Source organism: Thermanaerovibrio velox DSM 12556, assembly GCF_000237825.1.
Taxonomy (GTDB): Bacteria; Synergistota; Synergistia; order Synergistales; family Synergistaceae; genus Thermanaerovibrio; species Thermanaerovibrio velox.
On sequence record NZ_CM001377.1, the window covers coordinates 317815 to 343094 of the forward strand.

At 59.0% G+C, this 25280-nt stretch carries 19 protein-coding genes; 9 read left to right on the plus strand and 10 right to left on the minus strand.

Annotated elements, in window-relative coordinates:
- Positions 1-13: 13 nt before the first annotated feature.
- The 7 genes from arcD (THEVEDRAFT_RS01450) to THEVEDRAFT_RS09545 all read right to left on the minus strand — a co-directional run bounded on the left by arcD (THEVEDRAFT_RS01450) (position 14) and on the right by THEVEDRAFT_RS09545 (position 10723).
- Positions 14-1432 (minus strand): arginine-ornithine antiporter, encoded by a 1419-nt coding sequence (gene arcD, locus THEVEDRAFT_RS01450; protein WP_006582949.1) that lies wholly within the window; start codon positions 1430-1432, stop codon positions 14-16.
- 102 nt (positions 1433-1534) lie between these two features.
- On the minus strand, positions 1535-2767 hold the full coding sequence (gene arcA, locus THEVEDRAFT_RS01455; RefSeq protein WP_006582950.1) for an arginine deiminase: 1233 nt from the start codon (positions 2765-2767) through the stop codon (positions 1535-1537).
- Between the two features lie 315 nt (positions 2768-3082).
- Positions 3083-4501 (minus strand): arginine-ornithine antiporter, encoded by a 1419-nt coding sequence (arcD, locus tag THEVEDRAFT_RS01460; RefSeq protein WP_006582951.1) that lies wholly within the window; start codon positions 4499-4501, stop codon positions 3083-3085.
- A gap of 577 nt (positions 4502-5078) precedes the next feature.
- On the minus strand, positions 5079-6497 hold the full coding sequence (gene arcD, locus THEVEDRAFT_RS01465) for an arginine-ornithine antiporter (RefSeq protein ID WP_006582952.1): 1419 nt from the start codon (positions 6495-6497) through the stop codon (positions 5079-5081).
- A gap of 182 nt (positions 6498-6679) precedes the next feature.
- Positions 6680-8935, minus strand: a complete 2256-nt coding sequence (locus THEVEDRAFT_RS01470; RefSeq protein ID WP_006582953.1) for an ATP-binding cassette domain-containing protein — start codon at positions 8933-8935, stop codon at positions 6680-6682.
- The gene (locus THEVEDRAFT_RS01475; protein WP_040825102.1) at positions 8922-10463 is read right to left on the minus strand and encodes a radical SAM protein; all 1542 of its coding nucleotides are present in this window, start codon (positions 10461-10463) and stop codon (positions 8922-8924) included. Before THEVEDRAFT_RS01475 ends, THEVEDRAFT_RS01470 begins: the two co-directional genes overlap by 14 nt.
- A gap of 92 nt (positions 10464-10555) precedes the next feature.
- The gene (locus THEVEDRAFT_RS09545) at positions 10556-10723 is read right to left on the minus strand and encodes a hypothetical protein (protein ID WP_006582955.1); all 168 of its coding nucleotides are present in this window, start codon (positions 10721-10723) and stop codon (positions 10556-10558) included.
- 560 nt (positions 10724-11283) lie between these two features.
- Here THEVEDRAFT_RS09545 and THEVEDRAFT_RS01485 point away from each other — a divergent pair.
- From THEVEDRAFT_RS01485 to THEVEDRAFT_RS01510, 6 genes are all read left to right on the plus strand, one after another.
- The gene (locus THEVEDRAFT_RS01485; RefSeq protein ID WP_006582956.1) at positions 11284-12357 is read left to right on the plus strand and encodes a TRAP transporter substrate-binding protein; all 1074 of its coding nucleotides are present in this window, start codon (positions 11284-11286) and stop codon (positions 12355-12357) included.
- 117 nt (positions 12358-12474) lie between these two features.
- Positions 12475-12975: a TRAP transporter small permease subunit gene (locus tag THEVEDRAFT_RS01490; protein ID WP_006582957.1), complete on the plus strand. Its 501-nt coding sequence runs from the start codon at positions 12475-12477 to the stop codon at positions 12973-12975.
- Positions 12976-12980: 5 nt separating this feature from the next.
- Entirely contained in the window at positions 12981-14288 is a 1308-nt protein-coding gene (locus tag THEVEDRAFT_RS01495; protein ID WP_006582958.1) for a TRAP transporter large permease, read from the plus strand.
- A 155-nt stretch (positions 14289-14443) separates the two neighbouring features.
- Positions 14444-16279 (plus strand): methyl-accepting chemotaxis protein, encoded by a 1836-nt coding sequence (locus THEVEDRAFT_RS01500; protein ID WP_006582959.1) that lies wholly within the window; start codon positions 14444-14446, stop codon positions 16277-16279.
- Between the two features lie 54 nt (positions 16280-16333).
- Positions 16334-17047 (plus strand): response regulator, encoded by a 714-nt coding sequence (locus THEVEDRAFT_RS01505; protein ID WP_245522690.1) that lies wholly within the window; start codon positions 16334-16336, stop codon positions 17045-17047.
- A gap of 43 nt (positions 17048-17090) precedes the next feature.
- Positions 17091-19757, plus strand: coding sequence for a PAS domain-containing sensor histidine kinase (locus THEVEDRAFT_RS01510; protein WP_006582961.1), 2667 nt, complete (start codon positions 17091-17093; stop codon positions 19755-19757).
- Here the strand turns inward: THEVEDRAFT_RS01510 and THEVEDRAFT_RS01515 are convergent.
- Positions 19754-20167, minus strand: a complete 414-nt coding sequence (locus tag THEVEDRAFT_RS01515; RefSeq protein ID WP_006582962.1) for a secondary thiamine-phosphate synthase enzyme YjbQ — start codon at positions 20165-20167, stop codon at positions 19754-19756. The genes THEVEDRAFT_RS01510 and THEVEDRAFT_RS01515 overlap by 4 nt on opposite strands.
- Before the next feature lie 132 nt (positions 20168-20299).
- Between THEVEDRAFT_RS01515 and THEVEDRAFT_RS01520 the strand changes: the two genes are divergently transcribed.
- Both THEVEDRAFT_RS01520 and THEVEDRAFT_RS01525 read left to right on the plus strand, forming a co-directional pair.
- The gene (locus THEVEDRAFT_RS01520) at positions 20300-20875 is read left to right on the plus strand and encodes a manganese efflux pump MntP (protein ID WP_040825576.1); all 576 of its coding nucleotides are present in this window, start codon (positions 20300-20302) and stop codon (positions 20873-20875) included.
- Positions 20876-21032: 157 nt separating this feature from the next.
- The gene (locus THEVEDRAFT_RS01525) at positions 21033-21971 is read left to right on the plus strand and encodes a hypothetical protein (protein WP_156787080.1); all 939 of its coding nucleotides are present in this window, start codon (positions 21033-21035) and stop codon (positions 21969-21971) included.
- A gap of 104 nt (positions 21972-22075) precedes the next feature.
- Here the strand turns inward: THEVEDRAFT_RS01525 and THEVEDRAFT_RS01530 are convergent, their stop codons facing one another.
- Together THEVEDRAFT_RS01530 and pncA are read right to left on the minus strand one after the other, a co-directional pair.
- Positions 22076-22921: an LmeA family phospholipid-binding protein gene (locus THEVEDRAFT_RS01530; protein WP_006582965.1), complete on the minus strand. Its 846-nt coding sequence runs from the start codon at positions 22919-22921 to the stop codon at positions 22076-22078.
- 129 nt (positions 22922-23050) lie between these two features.
- Positions 23051-23662: a bifunctional nicotinamidase/pyrazinamidase gene (pncA, locus tag THEVEDRAFT_RS01535; RefSeq protein ID WP_006582966.1), complete on the minus strand. Its 612-nt coding sequence runs from the start codon at positions 23660-23662 to the stop codon at positions 23051-23053.
- 542 nt (positions 23663-24204) lie between these two features.
- Here pncA and dctP point away from each other — a divergent pair.
- Positions 24205-25194, plus strand: a complete 990-nt coding sequence (gene dctP, locus THEVEDRAFT_RS01540; protein WP_040825578.1) for a TRAP transporter substrate-binding protein DctP — start codon at positions 24205-24207, stop codon at positions 25192-25194.
- The last annotated feature ends 86 nt before the right edge of the window (positions 25195-25280 follow it).

Sequence of the window (25280 nt, forward strand, 5' to 3'; positions counted from 1 at the left end):
GAACGGTCTTGGTTTAAAGGGGGCTTATGACACCCTTGGCCATGAGGTAGACCGCGGTCACCGCGGCGGCGCAAAGTCCAAGGAGCAGCGCCGTCTCCACGGCGCCGAAGGCCTTGGCGTTGTTCTCCCTCTTGGCCTTCCAGTAGAAGACGGCACCGGGGGCGTAGAGGATGGCGCACATGAGAAGATATTCAAGGCCCGCAGCGTAGATTAGCCACAGGGCGTAGACCGAGGCCACAAGGCTTATGAGGAGCTCGAAGCTTTTGGACTCATCCTGGCTGTACCCCTCGCCGGTGGAGGAGAGCTTGAGCTGGTACAGGGCGCTGAAGAGGTAGGGCACCAGTATGGCGGCGCTGGCTATGGTGTAAAGCGCCTGGTAGGTGCTCTCGGACACCAGGGTTATGAGAAGGAAGAGCTGGATGAGCCCGTTGGTGATCCAAAGGGAGTTCACCGGGGCCTTGTTCTCGTTCTCCTTGGCGAAGAAGGAGGGAAGCACCTTGTCCTTGGCGGCCACGTAGGGGATCTCCGCCGCCAGCATGGTCCAGCCCAGGGTGGCCCCGGAGAGGGATATGATGAGCCCAAGGTTGATTATGGTGGCGCCCCAGCTGCCCACCATCCTCTCCAGGATGTAGGCGGTGGTGGGGTTTTGCAGCTTGATGAGCTCCTCCCGAGGCATGACGCCCAGCGATGCCAGGGAGATCACCACGTACAGGGCCAGGGTGCCAAGGAGCCCTATCACCGTGGCCTTGCCCACGTCGGACTTCTTCTCCGCCCTTCCGGAGAGCACCACCGCCCCCTCCACGCCGATGAAGACCCACAGGGTTACCATCATGGTGCTGCGAACCTGCTCAAGCACCTTGCCCCAGTCCAGGGCGCCGCCGGTACCCCAGAAGTCGGCGTTGAAGATGTCCGCCTTGAAGCCCAAGACCGCCATCAGAGCGAAGAGGATTATGGGCACCAGCTTGCCCACGGTGGTTATGAGGTTCACTATGGCGGCGTCCCTAACGCCCCGGAGCACCAGGAAGTGGATGCCCCAGAGGATCACCGAGGCCCCCGCCACCGCCATGGTCTTGTTGCCGAAGGCGGGGATGAAGTAGGCGATGGCCTCGAAGAGCAGCACCAGGAACGCCACGTTGCCAAGCCAGGCGCTGAGCCAGTATCCCCAGGCGGAGTTGAAGCCGATGAAGTCCCCGAAGCCCGCCTTGGCGTAGCTGTAGATACCGCCGTCCAGCTCGGGCTTGCGGTTGGCCAGGCTCTGGTAGGTAAGTGCCAGGGCTATCATCCCTATGCCGGTTATGAGCCATCCCAGTGCTATGGCCCCGGGTCCGGCGTTTCGCGCTATGTCGGAGGGCAGGGAGAAGACCCCTGCCCCTATCATGGAGCCTATGACCAGGGCCACCAGGGAGAACAGGCCCAACTTCTTATCTGACATTTGTATCACCTTTCCCTTATGTAGGTTTATTCGTTTAGATTTTTATTTCACAAAGCCAGGGGAGCCCCAAGGGCCCCCCGCGGTTGAAGGCAGTGCCTTTGCTTATATGTCCTCCCTGACCAGGGGCATGCTCATGCACCTGGGGCCGCCGCGGCCCCTGGAGAGCTCGGAGCTGGGGACGATGTGGGTCACGATGCCGTGGTCCTGGAGGATCTGGTTGGTGACGTAGTTCCTGGAGTAGACCACCACCTTGCCGGGGGCGATGGCCAGGGTGTTGGACCCGTCGTTCCACTGCTCCCGGGGGGCGTCGATGGGATCGCCGCCGGCGCAGCGGATCAGGGTGACCTTGTCAAGCCCCAAGGCCTTGGCAAGGATGGTCTCCAGGGTGGAGCGCTCCTCCTCTATGTGAATGCCGCTGCTGTTGGGGGTGATGGAGAACACCTGCAGCGGGCCCTCGATTTCGGGATGGATGGTGAACTTGTCCCGGTCCACCATGGTGAACACGGTGTCCAGGTGCATGAACGCCCTCTTCTTAGGTATGTTGAAGGCAAGCACCTGCTTGTAGGTGCTGCGCTCATCGCTGAAGAGCTTCCTCGCCAGCTTCTCCACGGAAGCGGCGTCGGTCCTCTCGGATATGCCTATGGCGAGGACGGAGGGACTTAATACCAGCTCGTCGCCGCCCTCGATGGAAGTGGTCTCGGTCCTGTCGTACCAGAAGGGGACGTCGCAGTCCTTGAAACGGGGGTGGTGCTGGAAGATGTACTTGGCGTAAAGGGTCTCCCGGTTGCGGGTCTCGGTGCGCATGTGGTTCAAGGTGATGCCGGTGCCGATGGTGGCGAAGGGATCCCTGGTGAAGTAGAGGTTGGGCATGGGATCCACCACCAGGGGATTGTCGGTGTCCAACCTGTCAGCCAGGGACAAAAACTTGAGCTCCTCCCTGGGGAGCTCGGTTCGTCGCACCCCCGCCATGGTCTGGGCCACCATGGCCTTCACATCCATGGAGAGGAAGAACTCCCGAAGCATCTCCCGGGTGCCGTCTCCAGGGATCTTGGCTTCCTTGAGGTACTCGTCGATGAAGGACTCCCTTACCGCCTTGTCCTCCAACGCCTCCGCCGCCAGGTCCTCCAGGTACAGCACCTCCGCGCCGTTGTCCTTGAGCACTTTGGCGAAGGCGTCGTGCTCCTCCTGGGCTATCTTGAGGTAGGGGATGTCGTCGAAGAGCAGACGGGCCATGAGGTCCGGGGTGAGGTTCTCAACCTCCTTGCCTGGACGGTGCAGAAGCACCGAACGAAGGCGCCCTATTTCCGATGTTACCTTGAGGGGTGAGGGCTTCAATTTTATTCCTCCTTACTTAAAATTATCGGGTCTTTACAAGGTTTTTCACCCTTAAAAGCCCACGACCATTACCTTACCAAATAAACCGCTATTGTCAATCGGTTCATGATAGTGGTTGCAATGATTCTAAAATTGATTTAGATATAGGTCGCTGGTGTTTGTAGGGGGTGGTTTGCCTCGTGGATCCCCATCCCCTGTTGGGGGTTGATTGGTCGATAGCCCATAGGATGATAAAAATCAAGGGCCCAAAGGGCCCCTGGAAGCTTACGCTGTTTTAGCGATTAGTGATTATGGTTTAGCAGAGATCCCCGGCTGTTAGAGGGGTTTGATGATGCCGAGGGCCATAAGCACGATGGCCGCTATGGCGGCGATGCACAGGGCGGTGAGCACCACGATCTCAAATGTGCCGAAGGCCTTCTCGTTATTCTCCCTCTTGGCCTGCCAGTAGAAGATGGCCCCTGGGGCGTAGAGGATGGCGCACATGAGCAGGTACTGCAGCCCCGCCCCGTAGAGGAGCCAAAGGGAGTATATGGATGCTATGGTCCCTATGGTGAAGTCGAAGGCGGTGGACTCCCTTCTCCCGTACCCCTCGCCGGTGCTGGCGATCTTGAGGAGGTACAGGGCACTGAAGATGTAGGGCACCAGTATGGCGGCGCTCGCCACGGTGTAGAGGGCCTGGTAGGTGCTTTCGGATACCAGGGTTATTATGAGGAAGAGCTGCACGAGTCCATTCGTTATCCAAAGGGAGCTTGCGGGGGCTCCGTTGTCGTTCTCGAGGGAGAAGAAGTAGGGGAACACCTCGTCCTCGGAGGCAACGTAAGGTATCTCCGCCGCCAATAGGGTCCAGCCCAAGCTTGCCCCTGCCAGGGACACTATGAGCCCCAGGTTTATGATGACTGCACCACCGCTTCCTATGAGCCTTTCGAGGATGTATGCGGTGCTGGGGTTCTTAAGCTGTATCAGCTCCTCCCGGGGCATTATCCCCAAGGATGCAAGGGATATGATTACGTACAGGACCAGGGTGCCGAGCAACCCTATAACCGTGGCCTTACCAACGTCGGTCTTCTTAGCCGCCCGTCCTGAGAGCACCACCGCACCCTCCACGCCGATGAAGACCCACAGGGTTACCATCATGGTGCTGCGCACCTGCTCAAACACAGGTCCGAACTGGAAAGGACCACCGGTTCCCCAGAAGTCTGTCTTGAAAAGGTCCAAATTGAAGCCCAAAAGGGCTATGAAGGCGAAGAAGATTATGGGCACCAGCTTACCAACGGTGGTGATAAGGTTAACGATGGCGGCCTCCCTTACGCCGCTTAAGACCAGGAAGTGGATGGCCCACAGCACCACCGAGGCTCCGATGACCGCTGCCACCCGGCTCTCGAATAGGGGCACGAAGTAGGACACCGCGTCGAATAGCAGGATTAGGTAGGCCACGGTGCCGAGCCAAGCGCTGAGCCAATAGCCCCATGCGGAGTTGAAACCTATGAAGTCCCCGAACCCCGCCTTGGCGTAGCTGTATATACCACCGTCCAGCTCGGGCTTTCGGTTCGCCAGGCTCTGGTAAGTGAGCGCCAGGGCTATCATCCCTATGCCGGTTATGAGCCAACCAAGGGTGATTGCACCGGCGCTGGCGTTCTGAGCTATGTCGGAGGGCAGGGAGAACGCCCCCGCCCCTATCATGGACCCTATGACCAGGGCCACAAGGGGGAAAAGGCCCAACTTCTTCTTAGACATTGCTACCACCTTTCTTTTTCGGACCAGCGCGTGTTGTGAGGTTCTAAGCCCTATGGTTAGAGGCTGATTGACCCTACTTAACTATATACCATTAACCGGCGTAAATGGCCACCAACCAAACGTATCATTAGCCCCTCGGGAGGCGTTAACTTCTCTGTGACGGCTAAGGCCCTCGCCTCCACTCCTGCGGGACATGTGGTTTTTTTGTTGACATGGTGGTAACACCGCCTTTTCATAGGGCGATCACCCAAAAACTAAAAAACTGCACGGGGACGTAGAAGCCCTCCCCGCACCGCCGCTCCAAGACAAACCCAAATCCCCACGCATCTCGGTCAATGTAATAGTCGCCGTAACACATGAGGATTTAGATTTGCACTATTATTTTTTATTATACTGAACAAGCGCCATTAGGTCTACATGTATTACCACGTTTGCTCTTTTTCGCTGCCCTGTCTTAAGGGCTTGGGGCCGGTGGTTTTGGGGGAGGGTTGGATGTTTTGGATTGGAGGCGGTTGTCCCCCGGGAACCTTGGGGTCTTGAAGGGGTTCCCGGGGGTTGTGCCCTATGGGCTTGGGTTTTATAGCGGTTTTATTATCCCCTTGGCCATGAGGTATATGGCTATGATTGCGGCGGTGCATAGGAACAGGAAGAAGGTGATCTCGGTGGGGCGGAAGGGCTTCTCCCCCACCTCCCTTTTGGCCTGCCAGTAGAAGATGGCCCCTGGGGCGTAGAGGATGGCGCACATGAGCAGGTACTGCAGCCCCGCCGCGTAGAGAAGCCACAGGGAGTACAAGGAGGCCACTAGGCTTATGATGAAGTCGAAGGCGGTGGACTCCCGTCTTCCGTAGGTCTCCCCGGAGGTGGCGAGCTTTAGCAGATAGAGGGCGCTGAACAGGTACGGGACCAGTATCGCCGCGGTGGCTATGGTGTACAGCGCCTGATAGGTGCTTTCAGATACAAGGGTTATAAGAAGGAAGATCTGTATGAGCCCGTTGGTGATCCAAAGGGAGCTCACCGGGGAGCCGTTGCTGTTCTCCCAGGAGAAGAAGTAGGGGAACACCTCGTCCTCCGCCGCCACATAGGGTATCTCCGCTGCAAGCAGGGTCCAGCCCAGCGTGGCCCCGGACAGGGATATGATGAGCCCCATGTTTATGAGCGCCGCGCCCCCCGCCCCGACCAGCCTCTCCAGGATGTAGGCGGTGGTGGGGTTCTTGAGTTGTATCAGCTCCTCCCGGGGCATGACCCCAAGGGATACCAGGGATATGAGTATGTAAAGCCCCAGGGTGCAAAGAAGGCCTATCACCGTGGCCTTCCCAACGTCCGTCTTCTTTGCCGCCCGGCCGGATAGGACCACCGCGCCCTCCACGCCGATGAAGACCCAAAGGGTCACCATCATGGTGCTGCGCACCTGCTCAAGCACCGATCCGAACTGGAAGGGGCCCCCGGTCCCCCAGAAGTCCGCTTTGAAGAGGTCCGAATTGAAGCCTATGAAAGCCATGGCGGTGAAGAAGATTATGGGAACCAGCTTGCCAACGGTGGTTATCAGGTTAACTATGGCGGCCTCCCGGATGCCGCTCAGGACCAACAGGTGGATGGACCAAAGCACCACCGATGCCCCCGCCACCGCTATGGCCCGGTTCTCGAACACCGGGAAGAAGTAGGCCACCGCCTCGAATAGCAACACCAGGTACGCCACGTTCCCAAGCCAAGAGCTTATCCAGTAACCCCAGGCGGAGTTGAAACCTATGAAGTCCCCGAAGCCAGCCTTGGCGTAGCTGTAGATGCCGCCGTCCAGCTCGGGCTTCCGGTTGGACAGGCTGTGGTAAGTGAGGGCCAGGGCTATCATGCCTATGCCGGTTATGAGCCATCCTATTAATATGGCCCCAGGACCTGCGTTACGGGCTATGTCGGAGGGCAGGGAGAAGACCCCCGCCCCTATCATGGACCCTATGACCAGGGCCACCAGGGATAAAAGACCCAGTTTCTTCTTGGACATTCCCATCCACCGTCCCTTGGTGAGTTTTATGCGACCGCGGGGCCTGTGGCCTCCACGCCTCCTTTGTATTGAAGCGCGAAACGACCAACGTTTTTGTGTTTTTAGCCCATTGCACTGCCAGGATGAACGCGAGTCAACTTTCACCCGTTCTGGATACCATCGTGTCGATTTATGTTAGCATGCTACTTATCTTGGGTCAATGATGAGATGCTTCCAATCTGGCTATCCAGGCAGATCGTGCGGTGGAACAGGTGCTGCAGCTCCTTCTTGTGGGAGCACATGATCACCGTGGGAGTGTTGGGTAGTCCCATGAGGTTTGAGAGCACCCTCTTCTCCGTGGCATCATCCAGGGAAGCGGTGGCCTCGTCCAGGATTACTATGTCCGGTAAATCGTATATGCAGCGGGCGATCATGAGCCGCTGGGTCTCACCGCGGCTTAAGGTCACCCCCTTAGGCCCTATGGGGGTCCTAAGGCCTTCGGGAAGGGAAACCACGAGGTCCGAAAGCCCTGCTATCTCAAGGGCCCATAGGACTCTTTCCTCCGAGGCCTCCTTCCCAAGGGATACATTCCATCCCAGGGAGCCCCACAAGGGCCTTGATTCCTGCAGGACCCATCCCACCCGCTTCCTGAAGGCCCTTAGGGTTCGTCCCGTCAGCTCCAGGCCACCCAAAAGGACCTGGCCTTCCGTGGGCATCAGGAGTCCCGCCGCAAGCTTGAGCAGCGTTGACTTGCCGCAGCCACTCGGGCCGGTGACGAGAAGCCATTCCCCCGGCTCGATCCTTAGGCTCAGCCCCCTTATGACATCCCTGCGGTGGTACCTGAACCGCACGTCCTGAAAGACCAGCGGTCCCTTGGGCAGGGTGCTTTCGCCGTCCTCTTCCTCCTCGGCGTTGGAGATATTGGACAATCGTCTTGCCCCAGAGGATGCCTCCCCCGCCTCCAAGAGGGATCCCAGGGCGGTTTCAAGGGGTACCGACAGCTGCCCCGCCGCGAACTGAACCGCCATCAGCCTGCCGATGGACATGTCCCCCGAGGCGGCCGCCGCGGCGGTGAGATACGACGCCAGAAGGTACTGCCCCTCCCTTATCACGGAAGATCCGAACCTCATAAGGACCCAGGCGGCGTGTCTCTTGACCGACCACGATGAAGCCTCCTTGTCCGCTGCCTCCCACCTGGAGAGGAGCGCGCTCCCAACCCTTGGGTGTCTTGAGTCCCAAATGGACAGCCCGGTCTCCGAGGCCTGTTCTCGGTACCTTATGAATGCCTCCTGGGCAATGCGGTCCGATTCTTCCGTGAAGCTCCTCATCCGCCAGCTCCAGATCACCGTTATCGCGGAGCCCGCCGTGAAGGCCAGGCTCGATGGGGCCGACAGGACCCAAACCGCCCCCAGAATCCCCAGGAAACCAAGGATCCCCAGGAGGGCCGATGGGATGGATCTGCCGATGACCCGCCCCAGCCGAGCGGAGTCCTCCATCAGCTGCATCAGGTCCCCGGGGGAGAAGCTCCACGGGGGAACCCCACGGGGCGTGCCGCGGGTGACCTTGCGGGCCAAAAGGAGGTCTAGGGCGGACCTCTTGGCCTCCTCTATCCGCTTGGACGCCAGGTCCTTCGCGGCGTTGAACGTGTGGCGTCCAGCCATCAGTGCCCCCTGGGCCAGGAGCAGGAGGGCCGCCGTTGGGATGCCGTCATGCCCCTTTTTGAGGCTCAACCTCATGTCCAGCAGTGCCTTTGATATGATCGGGTAGCACCACTGGAGGGCCAGTAAGATCGCCCCCGCGGCGCCCAGGACCGCCCACGCCCCCGGGGGACCGCTGGGACCTAGGACCTTCTGCGGTCCATTTGCGTGCTTAGCGTGCTCCGGGTGGAGGAGACCTCTCATGGACCCCGCAAGCCATGAGGTGAGGTTCTCCCCGGTGGGGCGGCTTGGCTCGCAGCAGCCTTGGATCCCCACCGAAAGGGCATAGCCCGCTCCCCCAGGCTGGGCCGCTTCGCTTGGACCGTCCGGCTCATGGAAGCGGAACCGGAACTGCTGATATGTCATCAGGGTCCTTCCCTCTGCCGGATCCGACAGGATGAACCATGCTTCATCTCCAACGTGCGCCACCTCCCATAGAACCGCGAAGTGGCATCCGTCAAGGCGCACCACCGCCGGGGTCTTGACCTGGTCCCCCAGGGAGTCCGCAGGGCACCTGTACAGCCCGCATGCAATGCCCGCGTCCTCCAGGACGTCCCAGATGTCACCCATGGACTTAAGCCCCTTGGGGACCTTGGGCTTCATCTCCTCCAGCCCCGCGGCCTCAAGGAGCATGGCGGCGCACGCGTCCCCGCACCCGTCCCGTCCTACCTGGAGCTCCAGGGGGAAACTCTTGAGCTTCCTCTTTATGCGCAGGAGGGCCAGGATGTTCCAGGGCGTATTAGAAAATTTAAATCCCCTCATCCTCCGCGGCCCTCTCGATGGAGTCAACGGTGAGCACCCCCACGTTGACGCTGGGGTCTTTGGCGAGCTCCTCTATCCTCCTTGCAACCCCCGGAAGCTCTATGGACAGGGCGAGGAAGCACCTCATCCGGAAGGCGGTCTCGGCCCTTATGGCCCGGCACTCCGCCGGGGAGGGGTTGATGAAATCCCAGCGCTCTTCGGAGCCCGTGATCCTCGATGCGGCGCACACCGGGCAGAGCCTAACCGCCCAGCAGGAGGAGCAGTGACGGGTGACCGTTTCCCCGTAGGATAGGTATAGGTTTGCCAGGGCCATCCTGTCTATGCCCCCTTCCACGTGTCCTATGGAGGGAACCTCCGCCTTGTGGCAGATGGAAAGGTTGCCGTCCGGGAGCACCATCAGGTTGTCCACCCCCATGGGGCAGGTGAGGGTTAGCTTTAGGGGGTCGTAAGGAAGCGGCCTTTGAAAGGACATCCTGGCAAATGGATAAAGCGGCGCCGCCTTGGGGCTTGCGGGGAAGGACCGGTCGTCTTTCGCCGTTTCCAGCATCTCTTCGATCATCCGCTCCCCCTGAAGGCGTACCCTTTCGATCACCCCCTGGGGGTCCCGCACGAAGACCCCTTCCCGCCTTTCCGGGAAGTGCACGCTTCTAAGGGCCCCTAGGGACTCGGTGAAGGAGCGGCATCTTTGGACGTCGTGCCGGTCCGTGAGAACCCCGAAAATCGATACCCGCCGGGAGAAGTATCTGGGGTACAGCTCCTTTATCCTCATCAGGTTCCGGAATGCGGTGTCAAAGGTGCCGGTTTGGTCCTCGAGGACCCGGCAGAGGTCGTGCTGGTCCTTGGGGCCGTCCAGGCTTGCGAAAAGGGTGATGTCGTGCCGTACCAGGAAGTCGATCATGTCATCGGTCATGATTGACAGGTTGGTGTTCATGGAGAACCGCAGGGATTCCCTTGGGATGCCCAGCTCCCCCCAGGGAAGGTTTAGGAATGCCTCGGCGGAAAGCCTTACGGTTTGGAAGTTCAAAAGCGGTTCCCCGCCGTACCAGGAGAGCCCCGGGGGGCATACCCTGAGCGCCCAGGCCCTTGCCCTTTGCGAGAGCTTTAGGAACACCCGAGAGTACATGCCGAAGTAGAGCTCCAGTCCCTTTCGGGCGGTGTGGATGTCCATGTGGCGCAGCGGCCCCGGGGAGGTCATGTGGGTTCCCCGGCAGTAGGTGCACCGGAAGTTGCAGCGGTCCGTGACCTTGAGGCAGAACTTGCGGATCAGCACTTGGGATGTGTAGCGGTCCACCAGGGCCGCCGCCTCCGCAAGGGAAGAGGGGCCTATACTGGGGAGCGGCCCTTTGGGCAGGAACCCCCGGTCCACTAGATCCCTCAAGCTGCGGCCTGCTTGGTCCTTGGGGGTTTTAGAGGGATCCTGGAGGAAGCTGCGTGCCGATTCCAGCTCCTCCTTGGACATGAGCACCCCCATGTGGGAAGCGCCGTCGTAGACCAGCCGGATTCCCCTGTGATTTATCGCTATCCCCATTGGGTGATGGGGCGACAGTTTTTCGAAGCCTTCAAAGCCCTCAAGGGGAGGCGGGGGAGCTGCCCCCTCCTCCCCTGCGCCGTGGAGGTGGGTCATGACGCGAAGGTGCTCAGCATGTTGCTGTCCCTGGTGGAGGTCATGGTGTCGTCGGTTACGGAGTCCATGGAGCAGGTGCATTCGCACTCGCAGTCGCAGGTCTTGCCTCCGGTTATGCGGTCTCCCTCATCCCGGCCCAGCTCGGTTATCCTCCTCAAAGGCATCTTAAAACGCCCCCTTTCGGGAAGTTTATTAATATTATCCGCCCCCGGGAAGGCTAAGTAAAGAGCGCTCAACCCCTTGGGCGAAGGCCCCGCGTGGTGCGCCCCCCGGTGGGCCTTTGGGTGCCCCTTGGGCGGCCCAGCTTGCCCTTCGGGGAAGAAGGTGTTTTCCCCGGGGAGTATGGCGCTCACCGCTGGAGGTGTTGTACCGCGGTCCCTGGGCTTCCCCCATGGGCCCCCGTGGTTCCCGCCCTCGGCGGACGCCGGGCGCTAAAGGGTCTGCCCATGAGTCCCTTGGAGGGGTGGAGAGGATTTGGTGCTCTGGGCCTTCCATGGGGACTGCGGCCTTAGGGGCCTTGGGGTTAACTTTAATCTTAGAGTGCATTATATCACTTGACCTGCGTCATCTCCCTGTGGTAATTCGATGAACAAGAGGTGCAGTTTTTGTAATATTTTATAAAAAATAGAAGAGGTGGTCTTTGGCCCCAGGGGATCCTGGTTTTGAGAATCTTTGCATCGTCGGTTGAAAATCCCGTGTTTGCGTTGAAGGGGGAGTGATTCGTATGAGCCGTTTAAGGAACCTTTTGTTTTTTGTTCTTGCCGTTCCGTTCGTATGTGGGATTACCGTGCCGGCCATGGGGGCGGAGCAGTACAAGTTCAAGATGGCCACCTTCTATCTTAAGGGTGACTCGGCCTTTGACGTTATCGATCACTTCCGTCAGCTGGTTTGGAAGAAGACCAACGGCAATGTGCGCATAGATGCCTTTCAGGCGGGGGAGCTTGGTTTCCCGGTGACGGAGATACTGGAGGCCACCTCCAGGGGTGTGGTGGAGATGGCCATATTCTACCCCAACTACAAGGCCGCCCAGGATCCGGTGATGGCCCTGGCGGGTGGCAGGCCAGGCCCGGTGTACAACTTCAAGGAGCAGCAGGCCCAGGTCAACGCCACCAAGGACCTCATAGAGAAGAGCTTCGGGCGCTTCGGGGTTAAGTACGTGGGCCCCATGATATATGGGGAGCCGGAGATACTGGTGACCCGAAAGCCCGTGGCTGCCCTTAAGGACCTGAGGGGCAAGATGCTGAGGGCCTCCGGGATGGCGGCGGAGTTCTACACCGCCATGGGGGCTCAGGCCATGATGATGTCCTCCGGAGAGCTGTACCAGGCGCTGCAGCTTGGGACCATAGACGGCCTTGAGTGGACCGACTACACCGCCAACTACAAGCTGGGATTCCACGAGGTGGCCAAGAACGTGCTGGAGCCCTCCAAGGGGGTAAACCTCCACAGCGAGGCGGCGGTGCACGCCTTCCTGGTGGTGAACCCGGCGGTGTGGGGTAAGCTTCCGAAGGAGTACCAGAAGGCCATACAGGAGGCCTGTGACGAGGCCTACCGCTGGAGCGACTCCCATATGGCTAAGCTCAACAGGGACTACAAGCAGAAGTGGATAGCCTCCGGCGCCAAGGTCTACCAGCTTCCCAAGGCGGATCAGGATAAGGTCATAGAGGTCAGCACCAACATCTTGGCGGGCTACGCCTCCAAGTCCCCGGACGCCAGGGATTTCTGCGTGAGGCTAGTTAAGTTCTGGAAGGACATGGGCTATCAAAATTGGAGCAAGGCCCTGGAGGGCAAGATGAAGTGATCCAAGGCCCTTAATGGGGGTCATAGATGTCCGGGGCCGCGGGTTGCCGGTCCGCGCCCCCGGCTTTTATTACCCTATAAGGCCCGGTTTAAACCCATGAAGCTGGAGGGTGATAGGTTGAGCTTGATAGACCGCATCAGCGCTTTGGTGGGAAAGGTGCTCATGTACATCACCTTGGCCATAGTGGCGGTGGTGGTGTACGGGGTTGCGGTGAGGTACTTCGTCGGAAGGGCCGATGTTAGGGCCATGTTCCTATCCGTTTGGATGTATGGGACCCTCTTCGTGATGGGGGGAGCTTATACTCTCCTTGAGAAGGGGCACGTTTCGGTGGACATAGTCTACACCAGGCTTCCTTCGGGGGCTAAGCGGTTTTTGGATCTCATCAACCTGGTCATAATATTGGCTTGCTGCGGTGTGATCCTGTACGTCAACTTCCCCATAGCCCATCAGTCGTTCCTGCTCCGGGAGGTGGACTCCAGCCTTGGGGTGGTGTTCGCCCCCCCCATATGGTGGTTTAAGTGGGTCCCGGTGGTGGGAGTTGTCCTAATGGGGCTTCAAGCTTTGTCGCTTTTCATCCGGCGTTTGAAATCCAAGGACGTCCCCGAAGGAGGTATGTAGAGCCCATGTCAGAGTCTTACGCCCCCATAGTGATGTTCGCCGCCCTCTTCGGGATGATACTCATCAACCTCCCGGTGGCCTTCGCCCTCTTCGTAACTTCAATGGTCTTTGGGGTTGTCTACTGGGGATGGGGCGGGCTTTACGTGGTCTTCCAGGGCATATGGACCCTCATGAACAACTGGGCCCTGGTGTCCCTGCCGCTTTTCGTGTTCATGTCCGCCATACTGGAGAAGAGCGGGGTGGCGGAGGAGCTCTTTACCACCCTCTATGACCTCTTCGGAAAGGTGAGGGGTTCTCTTGCCATCGTGGCGGTGCTCTTCGGTTACCTCATAGGGGCCATGTCGGGAGTGATCGCCGCGGCGGTTTCCGCCATGGCGCTCATCCTCTTCCCGGTCATGGAGAAGAACCGCTACGACAGGCGCCTTTCCATTGGCTCCCTCCTGGCGGCGGGATGTCTTCCCCAGGTGGTCCCCCCAAGCTTCAACATGATAGTCTACGGCTCCGTGGCGGGGGTTTCGGTGGGCAAGCTCTTCGCCGGGGGCCTTGGAGTTGGCCTGGTGATGGCGTTGGTCTTCATCGCCTACATATGGGTATACAGCACCTTGAACAAGGACAGGGTGCCGGTCATAGCGGAGGAGATCCCCTTAAGGGAGAAGATGGCCTCCCTCCGGTTCATAGTGGGCCCCTTCCTAATAATAATCGGCGTGCTGGGATCCATATTCTCCGGAATGGCCACCCCCACCGAGGCCTCGGGGGTCGGGGCTTTCCTGAGCCTTTCTTACGTGGCCTTGAGAAGACGCCTTAAGGGGGATGTGCTCAAGGACTCCCTGTTGGTGACCCTCAAGGTCACATCCATGGCCTGCTGGATAATGGCCGCCGGTTCCGCCTTCAGCTCCGTGTTCAGCGGGATAGGCGGAAGAGCCCTGATGGTGGGCTTTCTAACCTCCATGCCGGCGGCTAAGTTCTCGGTCTTGGCCTTCTCAATGGCCATAATCTTCGTTCTAGGCATGTTCATAGACCCGGTGTCCATAATAATGATCATGACCCCGATCCTCACCCCTGCGGTGGTGGAGCTGGGCTACGACCCAATCTGGTGGGGCATCGTCTTCTGCTCCCTCCTGCTTCTCTCCTATATAACCCCCCCGGTGGGGTTGGGGCTCTACTACTTCAAGGGGGTCGCCCAGGATGTGCCCATGGATGAGATCTGCAAAAGCGTTCTTCCCTTCGTGATCCTCATGTTCCTTGCGGTGGTGATCATCGTCCTGTTCCCCGACAGCGCCATGTGGTTCGTGAGGAACCTGGGCAGGAGCTGATACAGGCATAGGCCGCGGCGGGCATCTTCTCCTAACTTCAGCTACCAAACAACCCCGTGGGGCATTACAAAACCCCCGCGGGGTTGTTTTTATGGCATAAAATGTTGATTTTTAGTTACAATAAATTATCATCATCGTAACTCTAGGGGGATTTTATGGATGGATACCTGCTGAAGATGAGGGGGGTGTTAAGAATGGAAAGGGTGCTCAGAGGTTTCTCCATAAGGGCCAGGCTTTGGTTCCTGCTCATCGGTTTGGTGATAGCCATGGGGGGTGTTTCCGCCTTCCTCCTGTCAAGACTGGATATGGCCAAGGGGGAGGCAGACAAGATGTACTCCTTTGGGGCCTCGGGGATGCGCTGGGCCATGTCCGCCATGGCAAGCGGGGAGATGTCGGTCATAAACAGCTACCGGTCTTTGAACTCCCGTACCCCCGAGGACCGGGAGAAGTGGGCAAAGGAGTCGGTAACGTCCATAGAGGAGGCCTTGGAGTACCTGGACCGTTACAAGGCCACCCTCAGGGCAGGGGATCTTGGGAGCCTTAAGGCCTACGAGGAGGCAAGGGCGGCCCTGGAGGCTATGAGGGAGGTTAACATAAGGGTAGAGGAGATGACCTCTTCCGGAGCTTCCGAGGAGGAGATAAAGGCCTTCCTTGGGGCATCAAGGGAGAAGACCCAGAGGGCCATAGGCGCGTTGGAGGAGCTGGTGGGGGTTTCCCAGCGGGTGATGTCCTCTTCAAAGGAGGGACTTGATCGCTCGGTGGGCAATGCCAAAAGAGTGGCGGTGTCTATCTCCCTGCTGGTGGCCCTTCTGGCGCTGCTGGTAGGGATTGGGGTAACCCTCTCCATATCAAGGCCCTTGACAGCCATGGTGAAGAAGATCGAGGACATGGCAACCAACCTGGACCTCAGGTTCGGTGATCCCGGCAGCTACGGGGACGAGATAGGGATCCTGGGGGTGTCCTTGGCTAAGATGTTCCGCCACTTCGAGGAGATAATCCACCAGGTGCGGTCCATATCCCAGAGCGTGAGCGATCAGGCGGAGACCTTCTCCGCCACCGCCGAGGAGGCCAACGCTTCGGTGCAGGAGGTCCGCTCCCAGCTGGAGCTCACGGTTTCCCGCATAGATGACCTGGCCTCCGGCTCCGAGGAGGTATCCGCCAGCGTGGGTGAGGTGGCCTCCGCGTCGTCCACCGCCGCCCAGCGGAGCACCGAGGTGGCGGAGCAGGTGGTGAAGGCCAAGGAGCAGCAGGACGCGGGGATGGCCTTCGTAAGGCAGGCGGTTGAGTCCATAGGCAGCGTGGCGGAGAAGGCCAGAAGCTCCATGGAGATGGTGGAGAAGCTGCACGAGAGGGCCAACACCATACAGGCCATAGTGGCCCAGATAGGGGGCATAGCGGACCAGACGAACCTCTTGGCGTTGAACGCCGCCATAGAGGCCGCCCGGGCGGGTGAGCACGGCCGGGGCTTCGCGGTGGTGGCGGAGGAGGTGCGCAAGCTGGCGGAGGAGTCCGCCCATGCGGCCAAGAGCATATCGGACATAGCGGAGGCCATATCCCAAGACCTCAACGTGGTGGTGGAGTCCGTGGAGGACAACGCCAAGGGGGCGGACCAGGTAAGGGAGCTGTCCCAGAAGGTGCTGGAGGTCTTTGAGCGGATAAGCGAGAGCTTGAGCGGCATATCCATGGCGGCCCAGGACATGGCGGCCACGGCGGAGGAGGAGGCGGCAAGCGCGGAGGAGATAGCCTCGGTGATCCAGGGCATGGCGGACAAGACGAGGGACGTGCACGACGCCACCTCGGTGGTGGCGTCCCAGATAAGGGACGTCTCCCAGGTGGCGGAGCAGGTGGCTCAGGGGGCTACGGAACTTGCGGCCATAGCGGAGAAGCTGGACCGGGAGATATCCCGCTTCAAGGTGAGCGGGAAGGAAGGGGCGGGCCGTCTATCCCCTTCCTACAGCCCTTACCCGGCCCTTGACGCCTCAGCCTCTTGATGGGGCCCAGGTGCCGATGTGGAATAAGGTCCCCCTTTCGTCTATCATTTAAACATGGTCTTAGACGAAAGGGGGGCTTCCATGGTTCCCTACGGGGCGGTGATAGCCGAGGACGACCGTTCCATGGTGAGGCTCTACAGGGCCTTCATGGAGGGGGTGGAGGGGATAAGGCTAATTGGGGTGGCCTCTTCCGGGGATGAGCTGCTCGATTACTTCCGAAGGGGCGGCAGGGCGGACCTTTTAATCCTTGACATATACCTTGAGGGGGCCAATGGACTGGCGGCGTTAAGGCAGATCCGAGCCCTTAGGGCGGAGGTGGACGCCATAGTGGTGTCCTCCGAGGGGGCCCCCAGGGTGGTTGGGGAGGCCATGAGGCTTGGTATCTTCGACTACCTGATAAAGCCCTTCGGGGCATCCCGGTTCAGAAAGGCCATGGAGGACTTCGTGGCCTTCCGGCGCCGGCTTGAGAGGCTTGACCAGAGGCTTTCCCAGGACGACCTGGACAGGCTCTTCCCCCGGGGGGACTCGGGGGAGGAGTTGCCCAAGGGCCTTCACAGGGCCACGCTGAAGGGAATATTATCCTGCCTGTCCTCCAAGGGGGAGATGACCAGTGAGGATTTGGCGGAGGAGCTTGGACTTTCTAAGTCCACGGTGCGCCGATACCTGGACTACCTGATCCGGGAGGGGGAGGTGGAGCTTAAGCTGAAGCACGCGGGCAGGGGCAGGCCCGTTAACCTCTACGTCCCGGTGGTGGGAAATGCCGGTTGATCTGGCTGGATCTCGTCGGTGAAGCTGGAAGGAGTGGATCGATATGCCCTTTGGTTATGAGGGGTCGGGTTTCCTGGACTTTCCGCTGTTGGATCTTTTGCACTCCTGCCCTGACCCCATATGGTGCATCAGGACATCGGACCGCAAGTGGATGTTCCTAACCCTTGGCATGGAGGAACTCCTCAGGATGCCCATTCCGGATTTCCTGGTCCGTTTCAGCCTGGGCATGGTGATACATCCCGATGACATGGGCGCGTTCAACTCCTTTTTAGAAGAGGCCCAATCGGACGGCAGTGCCTCCGTGGAGATCCGGATGATCCGGGGGGATCAGAGCGAGGTATGGGTTGCCCTGCGGGCGGTGGGGCATCGTGACGATAGCGGGGTCTGCAAGTACCTGGTGGGGATAGCCCGGGACGTGTCGGAGCTGAGGCGCTACCAACAAGAGCTCAGGAAGTCCGAGCTCAAGTGGAAGACCGTGCTTGACAATGCCGGGGAGGCGTTCCTCACGGTGGACCGCTCCGGCAGGATAACCTACGTCAATAAATCCTTCGAGACCATTCTGGGGTACGACAGGAATAAGGTAGTTGGGGAGTCCCTTTGGGCGCTGGTACCGGAGGATCAGAGGTCCATCATAGATTACCAGTGGAGCTTAAGGAACATACGGTGGCAGAGAAGGTATGAGATAGAGCTCCTAAGATCTGATGGTTCCAGGATCCCGGTGAGGATAATAGCTACCGTGGTCAAGGGGTTCTCGAGCGATCCGGAGGACTACCTGCATTTCGGCTTTATAGATGACCTTACCCAGGAGAAGCGCATATACAGGGAGCAGAAGGACCAGCTGAAGTTCCTTAAGACCCTTCTTGACACCATACCCAACCCAGTCTTTTACAAGGACGCAAAGGGGCGCTATCAGGGGTTCAACAGGGCGTTTCAGGAGCTGTTTGGGCTTGGGGACGGGGATTTCCAGATGGAGCCCGAGGTCCTGCCTGAGGAGTTTGTGGCCCGGGACGTCAGCTCCGACATGGAGCTGCTTAAGAACCCTGGCACCATGAGCTTCGACTTCTCCATGGGGTCCGACGATGACCGGAGGGACTTCGTGATACGGAAGGCGTCTTTCTTTGACCACTGCGGCAGGGTGGGCGGCTTCGTGGGGGTCATGACCGAGATCACTTCGATGAAGAGGATGGAGAGGGTGCTAAGGGAGGCTAAGGAGAGGGCGGAGGCTTCCTCCAGGGCCAAGATGGCCTTCGTGTCCCACATAAGCCACGAGATAAGGACCCCCATGAACGCGGTGGTGGGGCTGTCGGAGGTGCTCCTGGAGGAATGCAGGGATCCGGATATGAGGAGGGATCTGGAGCTCATCCACCAGGCCTCTTCGTCCCTCATGGACATACTGGGGGACATCCTGGACATCGCCGCCGTGGAGGCTGGGAAGCTTAAGCTGGAGATGGTCCCCTTCTCCATAGAGGAGGTGTGTTCCCCCATCTTCAGCCTCATGGGTGCCGAGGCGGAGCGCAAGGGGCTTGACTTCGTGCAGCGCATAGATCGATCCGCCCGGGGTTTCTTCCTGGGGGACCCGTTGAGGGTGAGGCAGCTTTTATGGAACCTTTTGAGCAACGCGGTGAAGTTCACCGAGCGAGGTACTGTGTCCACCCGGATAACCTGGAAGGACGGGGGAGTTCTGTTCGTGGTGTCCGACACGGGGGTTGGGATAGACGAGGAGCACCTGGACCGGATATTCGGTTACTTTGAACGTGGAGAGGACCTTTTAACCCGCCGGCTCCCGGGCACTGGGCTTGGTCTTGCGCTTTGCAAGAGCTTGGTGTTTCTAATGGGTGGCACCATAGAGGTTAGGAGTAGCAAGGGGGAGGGGAGTGAGTTCTCCTTCTGGCTGCCCCTTGAGAGGGCGTCGGAAGCGGCCTTGCCGAAGAAGGACCAGGAACCGGAAGTGCCGGAGCTCCCGAAGGGGCTCAAGGTGCTTTTGGCGGAGGATAACTGGGCCAACCAGCGTCTCATGACCACCGTGCTTCGCCGGATGGGACTTGACGTCCTATGCGCCTCCGACGGGAAGGAGGCCTTGGGGATATTTGAGCAGGAAGGGCCCTTTGACATGGTGCTCATGGATGTCCAGATGCCCGTGATGGATGGCCTTGAGGTGACCCGCCGTATAAGGGGGATGGAGAAGGGCTCCGGCCGGAGGACCCTGATAGTGGGGCTTACCGCCTTCTCATCCCCTGAGGACCGGAAGGCCTGCGTGGAGGCCGGGATGGACCGTTTCCTGGCCAAGCCGGTCTCACCCTCAAGGCTCCGCAAGGAGCTTGGCCGTATTTGGGCCTTCACTTCCAAGGAGAAGTCCCTGATAGATCCAGCGGTTCTGCTGGAGATGGCGGACGGCTCAAAGGAACTGGCCAAGGACTTTGCAAGCGACGTGCTCAAGATGATCCCTTCCTACGTGAGCTCCCTCGAGAGCGCCGTGGAGTCCGGGTTATCCGCCGAGGGGGTGGCGGATAAGGTGGAGAAGTCCCTCCACCGGCTCAAGGGCACCGCAGGATACCTTGGGGCGTTGTCCCTGGAAAAGGACCTGGCGGATATGCTCCACCGGTGGAGGGATAGGGGAAATCTTCAGGTTTTGGAGGGCCTCCCGGACCTGATCGATAAGCTTAAGGGACTTGAGGAGGAGCTTAAACGTTACCTGGGAGATGACGCCTAGATGCCTATTACCTTCACCACCACCCGCTTGCGCCTTTGGCCGTCGAACTCGGCGTAGAAGACCCTTTCCCAGGGTCCTAGGTCAAGCTTGCCATCCGTAACGGGGATGACCGCCTGATGGTGCACCAGGATCCGCTTTAGGTGAGCATCCCCGTTGTCCTCCCCCGTGAGGTGGTGCTGGTAAGAGGGGTCCTCCGGGGCCAGGCGCTCCAGCCACTCCATTATGTCCTTGTGAAGCCCTGACTCGTTGTCGTTTACGATTATCCCAGACGTTATATGCATTGCGGAGACCAGCATGAAGCCGTCGGATATGCCGCTGCGCTCGAGGATCTCGTCGAGAAGCGGGGTTATGTGAACCAGCTCCTTCCGCCTTGGGGTGTTCATCCATAGGTACTCGGTGTGGCTCTTCAACTTCTCATCCCTCCTATGGGAATCCGTGGCTGTTCAGGGCTTGTCCCTGGGCTTGTCGCCGACCCAGCGGGTTTTTATCTTCCCGTGGTATGGTAGTAGAATATGCGAGTTTTTGTTATCTCATCAAGCCGGATGGGGGTATGTTTTTTGGATCTCCTATTCTCGTTGGCCCTTGGGCTCAGCCTCTCCATGGACGCCTTTGCTGTGTCCTGCGCCATGGGGGTTTGCGGACTGTCGGACATGAAGGGGGCGCTGAAGCTTTCCCTTAGCTTCGGGTTCTTCCAGGCCATCATGCCTTTATTGGGTTGGCTGGGGGCAAGCTCCTTCGGTAAATATCTTGGGAGGGTGGACCACTGGGTTGCCCTTGGGGCCTTGTCCTTTGTTGGAGTGAAGATGATCTTGGAGGGCCGGGAGAAGCTGAGGGGAGAGACTTGCCCCGCCAGCCTAGATCTTGGACCTGGCCGGCTCTTGACCCTTTCCATAGGCACCAGCATCGACGCCCTGGCGGTGGGGGTTGGGTTCATTGGGATGAGGCTTAACGTCCCCTTCACCTCTGCTGTCATAGGCCTTGTCACCTTCCTGGTCTGTCTTTTGGGGGTGCTGGGATCCGGACGGCTCTTCAAACCCCGGGGAGGGGCTTTTGAGATAGCCGGTGGAGCGGTGCTCATCATCATAGGGGTGAAGATCATGCTGGAACACCTCGGGTAGTGACCGGAGGACTATTTTAAAATAAACATTAATAGGATATAATAATTCCTCATGAGGGCTTTGTTGAGATCTTTGTTGGTTTTTGGGCTGGCCCTGTGGGGCCTTCTGTGGGTCGGTTACTTACTTAGGAGTCGTGCCTGCCGGGTGGTGTGGAGAGTTGCTCTACAGCTTGAAGCTTCCCCTTGAGCCAAGGGCGCCGGTGGAGGCGGTATATCCCGACGGTAGGCGGGTTTTCTTGGGTACCGTTCGGCTCATCCCGTGGAAGACCCGCTATCCGGGCTTCACCGCCAGTCGGAACGGCAGCGGTGGGGAGGTGATAGCCTCCGGGGCCAATGCGCTCCACCTGCTGTTGGATGTTGAGAAGGGGAAGGGCAGGACCCTTAGCATAATACCGTCCAGCACGTTTGTGGCGGTGGCGGGCACCGGTTCAAGCCTGGTGGTTGAGGGTGTGGGAGGCATAGGGCTGTTTGGCCGTTACGCCCCCCCGGTGGGTTCCAGGGTCTATGTGGTGAACCGGTTGGGTTATAGGATACCCTTCAGGTCCAAGGACCTGCTCAAATATGGGGCATCCCTGGAGATAGACGTGGAGGCCCCGGCGGAGGATGCGTCGTACATAAGGTTTGAGAACTGGGAGGGGGGGCATGTTTATCTGGCGGTTAACGGGGAGGAGTGCCCCGTGGCGGTGGTGGAGAAGCCCTTCGACAGCTCCGGGCGATTCCTGGGCACCCTGTATCAGGTTCAAGGAGGGGTTAGGGCCAATCACCCGGGGGTGATATGCGTGAGCACCAGCCCCCTGGGGGAGATAGGGGGATTCCAGATAGTCCCTTTGGGTCACGTTTACGACCATGAGATGAGAAAGGTTAGGAACATGGGGCAGTGGATGATCGTGAGAGGGTTGTCGTTTGAGCGATTGGAGGGAACGTATCCCCTCTTCTCCGGCCTCATAAGGCCCTTTGACAGGAGCTACGGCGGGAATGTCGGGAGGGTGCTGTGCATGATGGGGGATAGCTCGGAATGGCAGGACCTCCCGGAGGCACTGGGCGTTCAGCCCGGGGTCTTCAGTGACGTGAAAGAGATAAAAATACTCCTTAAGTAGGGCAAGGGTAAAAATCAAGAGGGCAGGGGTTTCCTGCCCTCTTGTCTTGTGTCTAGATCTTCTTAGCGTCTAGACGGGTGTCCCCCTCCCCCTGGGGTACTCCGTCACCGTTGATAGACGTATCTTATGCCCTGGAACTCCGCCGGTTCCTTCTCGGTCCCCAGTGTGAGCGCCCCCTGGGCGGCGGATATGCGCTTGAGCTTCACCGGGAAGGGCATCCCGGACAGGTCCAGCAGGGGCTGGGCGTCGCGGATGGCCTTCCGGATCTCCTCCATTTGGGTCTCCGAGCCGTTCACCTTCACGGTGTAGTCCTTGAGCTCCACCGCGGACTGGTCCTTGATCGAGAGAGCCCCGTCCAGCCGGACCACCGCGGATATCCCCTTGGAGCAGAAGGTCCCGGAGGCCCTGAGCCTTCCGTCCTGGAACTCCACGTTCAGCCCCTTCCATGAATTTTCGCCGGAGCCCATGATCGCGTCCTTGAGGAAACGGTTCACGTCTTGATCGGTAACGGAACACTGGAACAGTCCCTCTATGGCGGTGAAGGGATACCCGCCCTCATCCCCTTTGGGGTTTATCTTCACGAAGAAGGCCTCCATGGCTATCTGGTCCACCCTGACCCCTGCCGCCTTGGCCCCCCGGGCTAAAATGTACATATGCCTTGCTTCCCCGTTGGTCGGTTCTTGGTCTAAGACCACCACCATCTCCTCGGGCAAGAGGGATCTTACGAGGTCCTTCAACAGGGCCTCCCCTTGGGAGGAGGGGGAGAAGTCCCCTGAGAGGATCCTATCCTCCCCTGCCAGGGCCTGGGATCCCCAGGGGCTCAAGTGGATCGTTCCGAAGAGGACGGCGATGATCCCCGCGGTGAGCAACATGTAAGCCCTTTTCACGGAGCTCTTGGGGTTTTCGAGTCCTCCCTGTTGGTTTTTAAACTTTAACTTTAGTGGGTTCAACCTAATCCGCCTCCCTCGTGGTCTTGGGTCCCCTGTGGGTGAGCCCTGTTCGGGGCCTTGCGGCCCCTTTAGGGGTTAGGGGTGTGGGTGTTCGCGTAGATATTCCAGGTGCTTTGCGATAGTCAATGATCAATGGTCCAGCTGGCTGGATGTGACGATCTTTATCCACCTTTGGATCATGGCCTCCTTGGCCCTTTCGAACCCCTCTGGGCTTATGGGTCTTACGCCGTCCTCGAGGAAGAAGACGGAGAAGCCCGCTTCGGCAGCGTCCATGGCGGAGTAGAAGGCGCAGTAGTCTCCCGCCAGCCCCGCCACCCAGACCTCCGTCACCCCCCGTTCCCTCAGGTAGCCCGCGAGCCCGGTGGGCCTGATCTTGAGGTTGTCGAAGAAGGCGCTGTAGCTGTCCACCTTGGGATCGGTGCCCTTGCGGATTATGAGTTGGATCGGCTCCTGCCTAAGTTCATTGGAGATCATGGCCCCCTCGGTGCCCTGCACGCAGTGGTCTGGCCACAGGGTCTGGGGTTGTCCGTTCAGGTGGATCGACTGGAAGGCATCCTTCCCCTCATGGCTGGAGGCGAAGCTGAGGTGCCCCTTGGGGTGCCAGTCCTGGGTGGCCACTACCAGGGGGAAGCGGTCCATGATCTTGTTTATGACCGGTATCACCAGGTCCCCATGGGGCACCGGAAGGGCGCCGCCGGGCAGGAAGTCGTACTGCACGTCCACCACCAGTAGGGCTCTCATGGGATCACCTCTTTTCGAGTTTTTGGGTCAATTTGAATCATTTGAGTCAAGAGATTCCGCCCGCGTGAATCCGCGGCGGTGTCTCAATGTTACGCGTTTGAAAAAGCTATCACAATAGGGCAATGGGGAAATTGGGAAATTGGGCAGACGGTGCATTTTGTTTATACATTTTATGCGTTTGCTCGTTCATGCCCTTGCACCTTCGTGCTGATCCTCTTTGTCGGCGTTGTCCTTTGGGGCCTGGGGGCAAACTACTTGATGTTTGCCTTGGGGTGGGTGGAAGGTTCGGAGCACTTGACGTATCAGTCAAGCCAATGTATGGTTTTCTTGTAATATCTGAAATATCAATCGTTATTTAAAATAAATTCGATTTAGTTTTATTCCCCGCGTATTCTGGGGGGATTAGGTTATTTTTTGTCTTTGTTAGCGAGTATGGTGGATTTTTTATTCGTTTGGACTTGGATGAGGGGGTGGTACATGGCCTGGTGGTTGATTTCGTCTGCAGTTTGATATTTTACATTTCAAAGGGAGGGGTTGTGGCTATGAAGAGATTGATAATGGGGCTTCTGGCGTTCCTGGCCTTCGCGCCCGCCGCGTTCGGGGCGGAGATCACCCTTAAGTTCGCCGGCCAGTACCCGGCGGACCACCCGGGAAGCAGACTCATGAGAGACATAGCCTCGGAGATACTGAAGCGAACCAACGGCAGGATTGCCGTGAGGGTGTACCCCGGGAACCAGCTGGGGGACTACACGCTGGTTTACGAGGAGCTCATAAAGGGCACCATAGACATGGCCCTCATATCGGTTCCCAGTCAGTTCGATCCTAGGCTTGAGCTCATGTACGTGAACGGCTACGTCCGGGGTTACGACTCCGCCAAGAAGATATTCGCCCCCAATGGATGGCTCTTCAAGAAGATGGACGAGCTCAACGGACGGCTTGGGGTCAAGCTCCTGGGATTCTACGTGGAGGGAATGATAGGGACCGGAACCACCAAGCCCGCCAAGGACCCCTTAAATCCCAAGGTGGACAAGGGCATCCTCTGCCGGGTTCCCAACATGGACGTGTACAAGCTAGGGGCCGAAGCTATGGGTTACAGGACCATAACCATACCCTACGCGGACGTCTATCAGGCCATGCAGACCGGGGTCTGCGACGGGGTCAACGGCTTTGCCACCACCGCGGCCCTCACCGCACTGGGCGACGTGATCAAGTACTGGTACGCCACCAACTACTCCATGGAGTGCATCAACTTCTTCATGAGCAAGAAGGTGTGGGACAGGCTCAAGCCCGAGGACCGGAAGGTCATAGCGGACGTTATGACCAAGGCCACTATAAAGAGCATCGACGAGGCCAAAGCCCTGGACGAGGCCTCCATGAAGGCCATGGAGAAGAAGGGCATAAAGGTCTTCCGCTACAGCGAGGCCCAGCTGCTCCCCATATCCAAGGCCATAGCGGAGAGCTGGCCCAAGCTGGAGAAGAAGATGACCCGGGAGCTCATGGACGAGTTCAGGAAGAACCTGGCCCCCAGGTAATGGATCCAGGTCCCAGGGGCCCCGCCTTGTCCTTTGCCCCGCGGGGTCCCTGGGGCAGACCTGATTGATCCGTCCTATGGATCCGC

Coding starts and splice junctions, on each gene's coding strand:
- arcD (WP_006582949.1), bottom strand. CDS start 1,432: ATGTCAGATAAGAAGTTGGGCCTGTTCTCCCTGGTGGCCCTGGTCATA.
- THEVEDRAFT_RS01470 (WP_006582953.1), bottom strand. CDS start 8,935: ATGAGGGGATTTAAATTTTCTAATACGCCCTGGAACATCCTGGCCCTC.
- THEVEDRAFT_RS09545 (WP_006582955.1), bottom strand. CDS start 10,723: ATGCCTTTGAGGAGGATAACCGAGCTGGGCCGGGATGAGGGAGACCGC.
- arcD (WP_006582952.1), bottom strand. CDS start 6,497: ATGTCCAAGAAGAAACTGGGTCTTTTATCCCTGGTGGCCCTGGTCATA.
- dctP (WP_040825578.1), top strand. CDS start 24,205: ATGAAGAGATTGATAATGGGGCTTCTGGCGTTCCTGGCCTTCGCGCCC.
- THEVEDRAFT_RS01520 (WP_040825576.1), top strand. CDS start 20,300: ATGGGGGTATGTTTTTTGGATCTCCTATTCTCGTTGGCCCTTGGGCTC.
- THEVEDRAFT_RS01505 (WP_245522690.1), top strand. CDS start 16,334: ATGGTCTTAGACGAAAGGGGGGCTTCCATGGTTCCCTACGGGGCGGTG.
- THEVEDRAFT_RS01500 (WP_006582959.1), top strand. CDS start 14,444: ATGGATGGATACCTGCTGAAGATGAGGGGGGTGTTAAGAATGGAAAGG.
- pncA (WP_006582966.1), bottom strand. CDS start 23,662: ATGAGAGCCCTACTGGTGGTGGACGTGCAGTACGACTTCCTGCCCGGC.
- THEVEDRAFT_RS01510 (WP_006582961.1), top strand. CDS start 17,091: ATGCCCTTTGGTTATGAGGGGTCGGGTTTCCTGGACTTTCCGCTGTTG.
- THEVEDRAFT_RS01485 (WP_006582956.1), top strand. CDS start 11,284: ATGAGCCGTTTAAGGAACCTTTTGTTTTTTGTTCTTGCCGTTCCGTTC.
- arcD (WP_006582951.1), bottom strand. CDS start 4,501: ATGTCTAAGAAGAAGTTGGGCCTTTTCCCCCTTGTGGCCCTGGTCATA.
- THEVEDRAFT_RS01495 (WP_006582958.1), top strand. CDS start 12,981: ATGTCAGAGTCTTACGCCCCCATAGTGATGTTCGCCGCCCTCTTCGGG.
- THEVEDRAFT_RS01475 (WP_040825102.1), bottom strand. CDS start 10,463: ATGGGGATAGCGATAAATCACAGGGGAATCCGGCTGGTCTACGACGGC.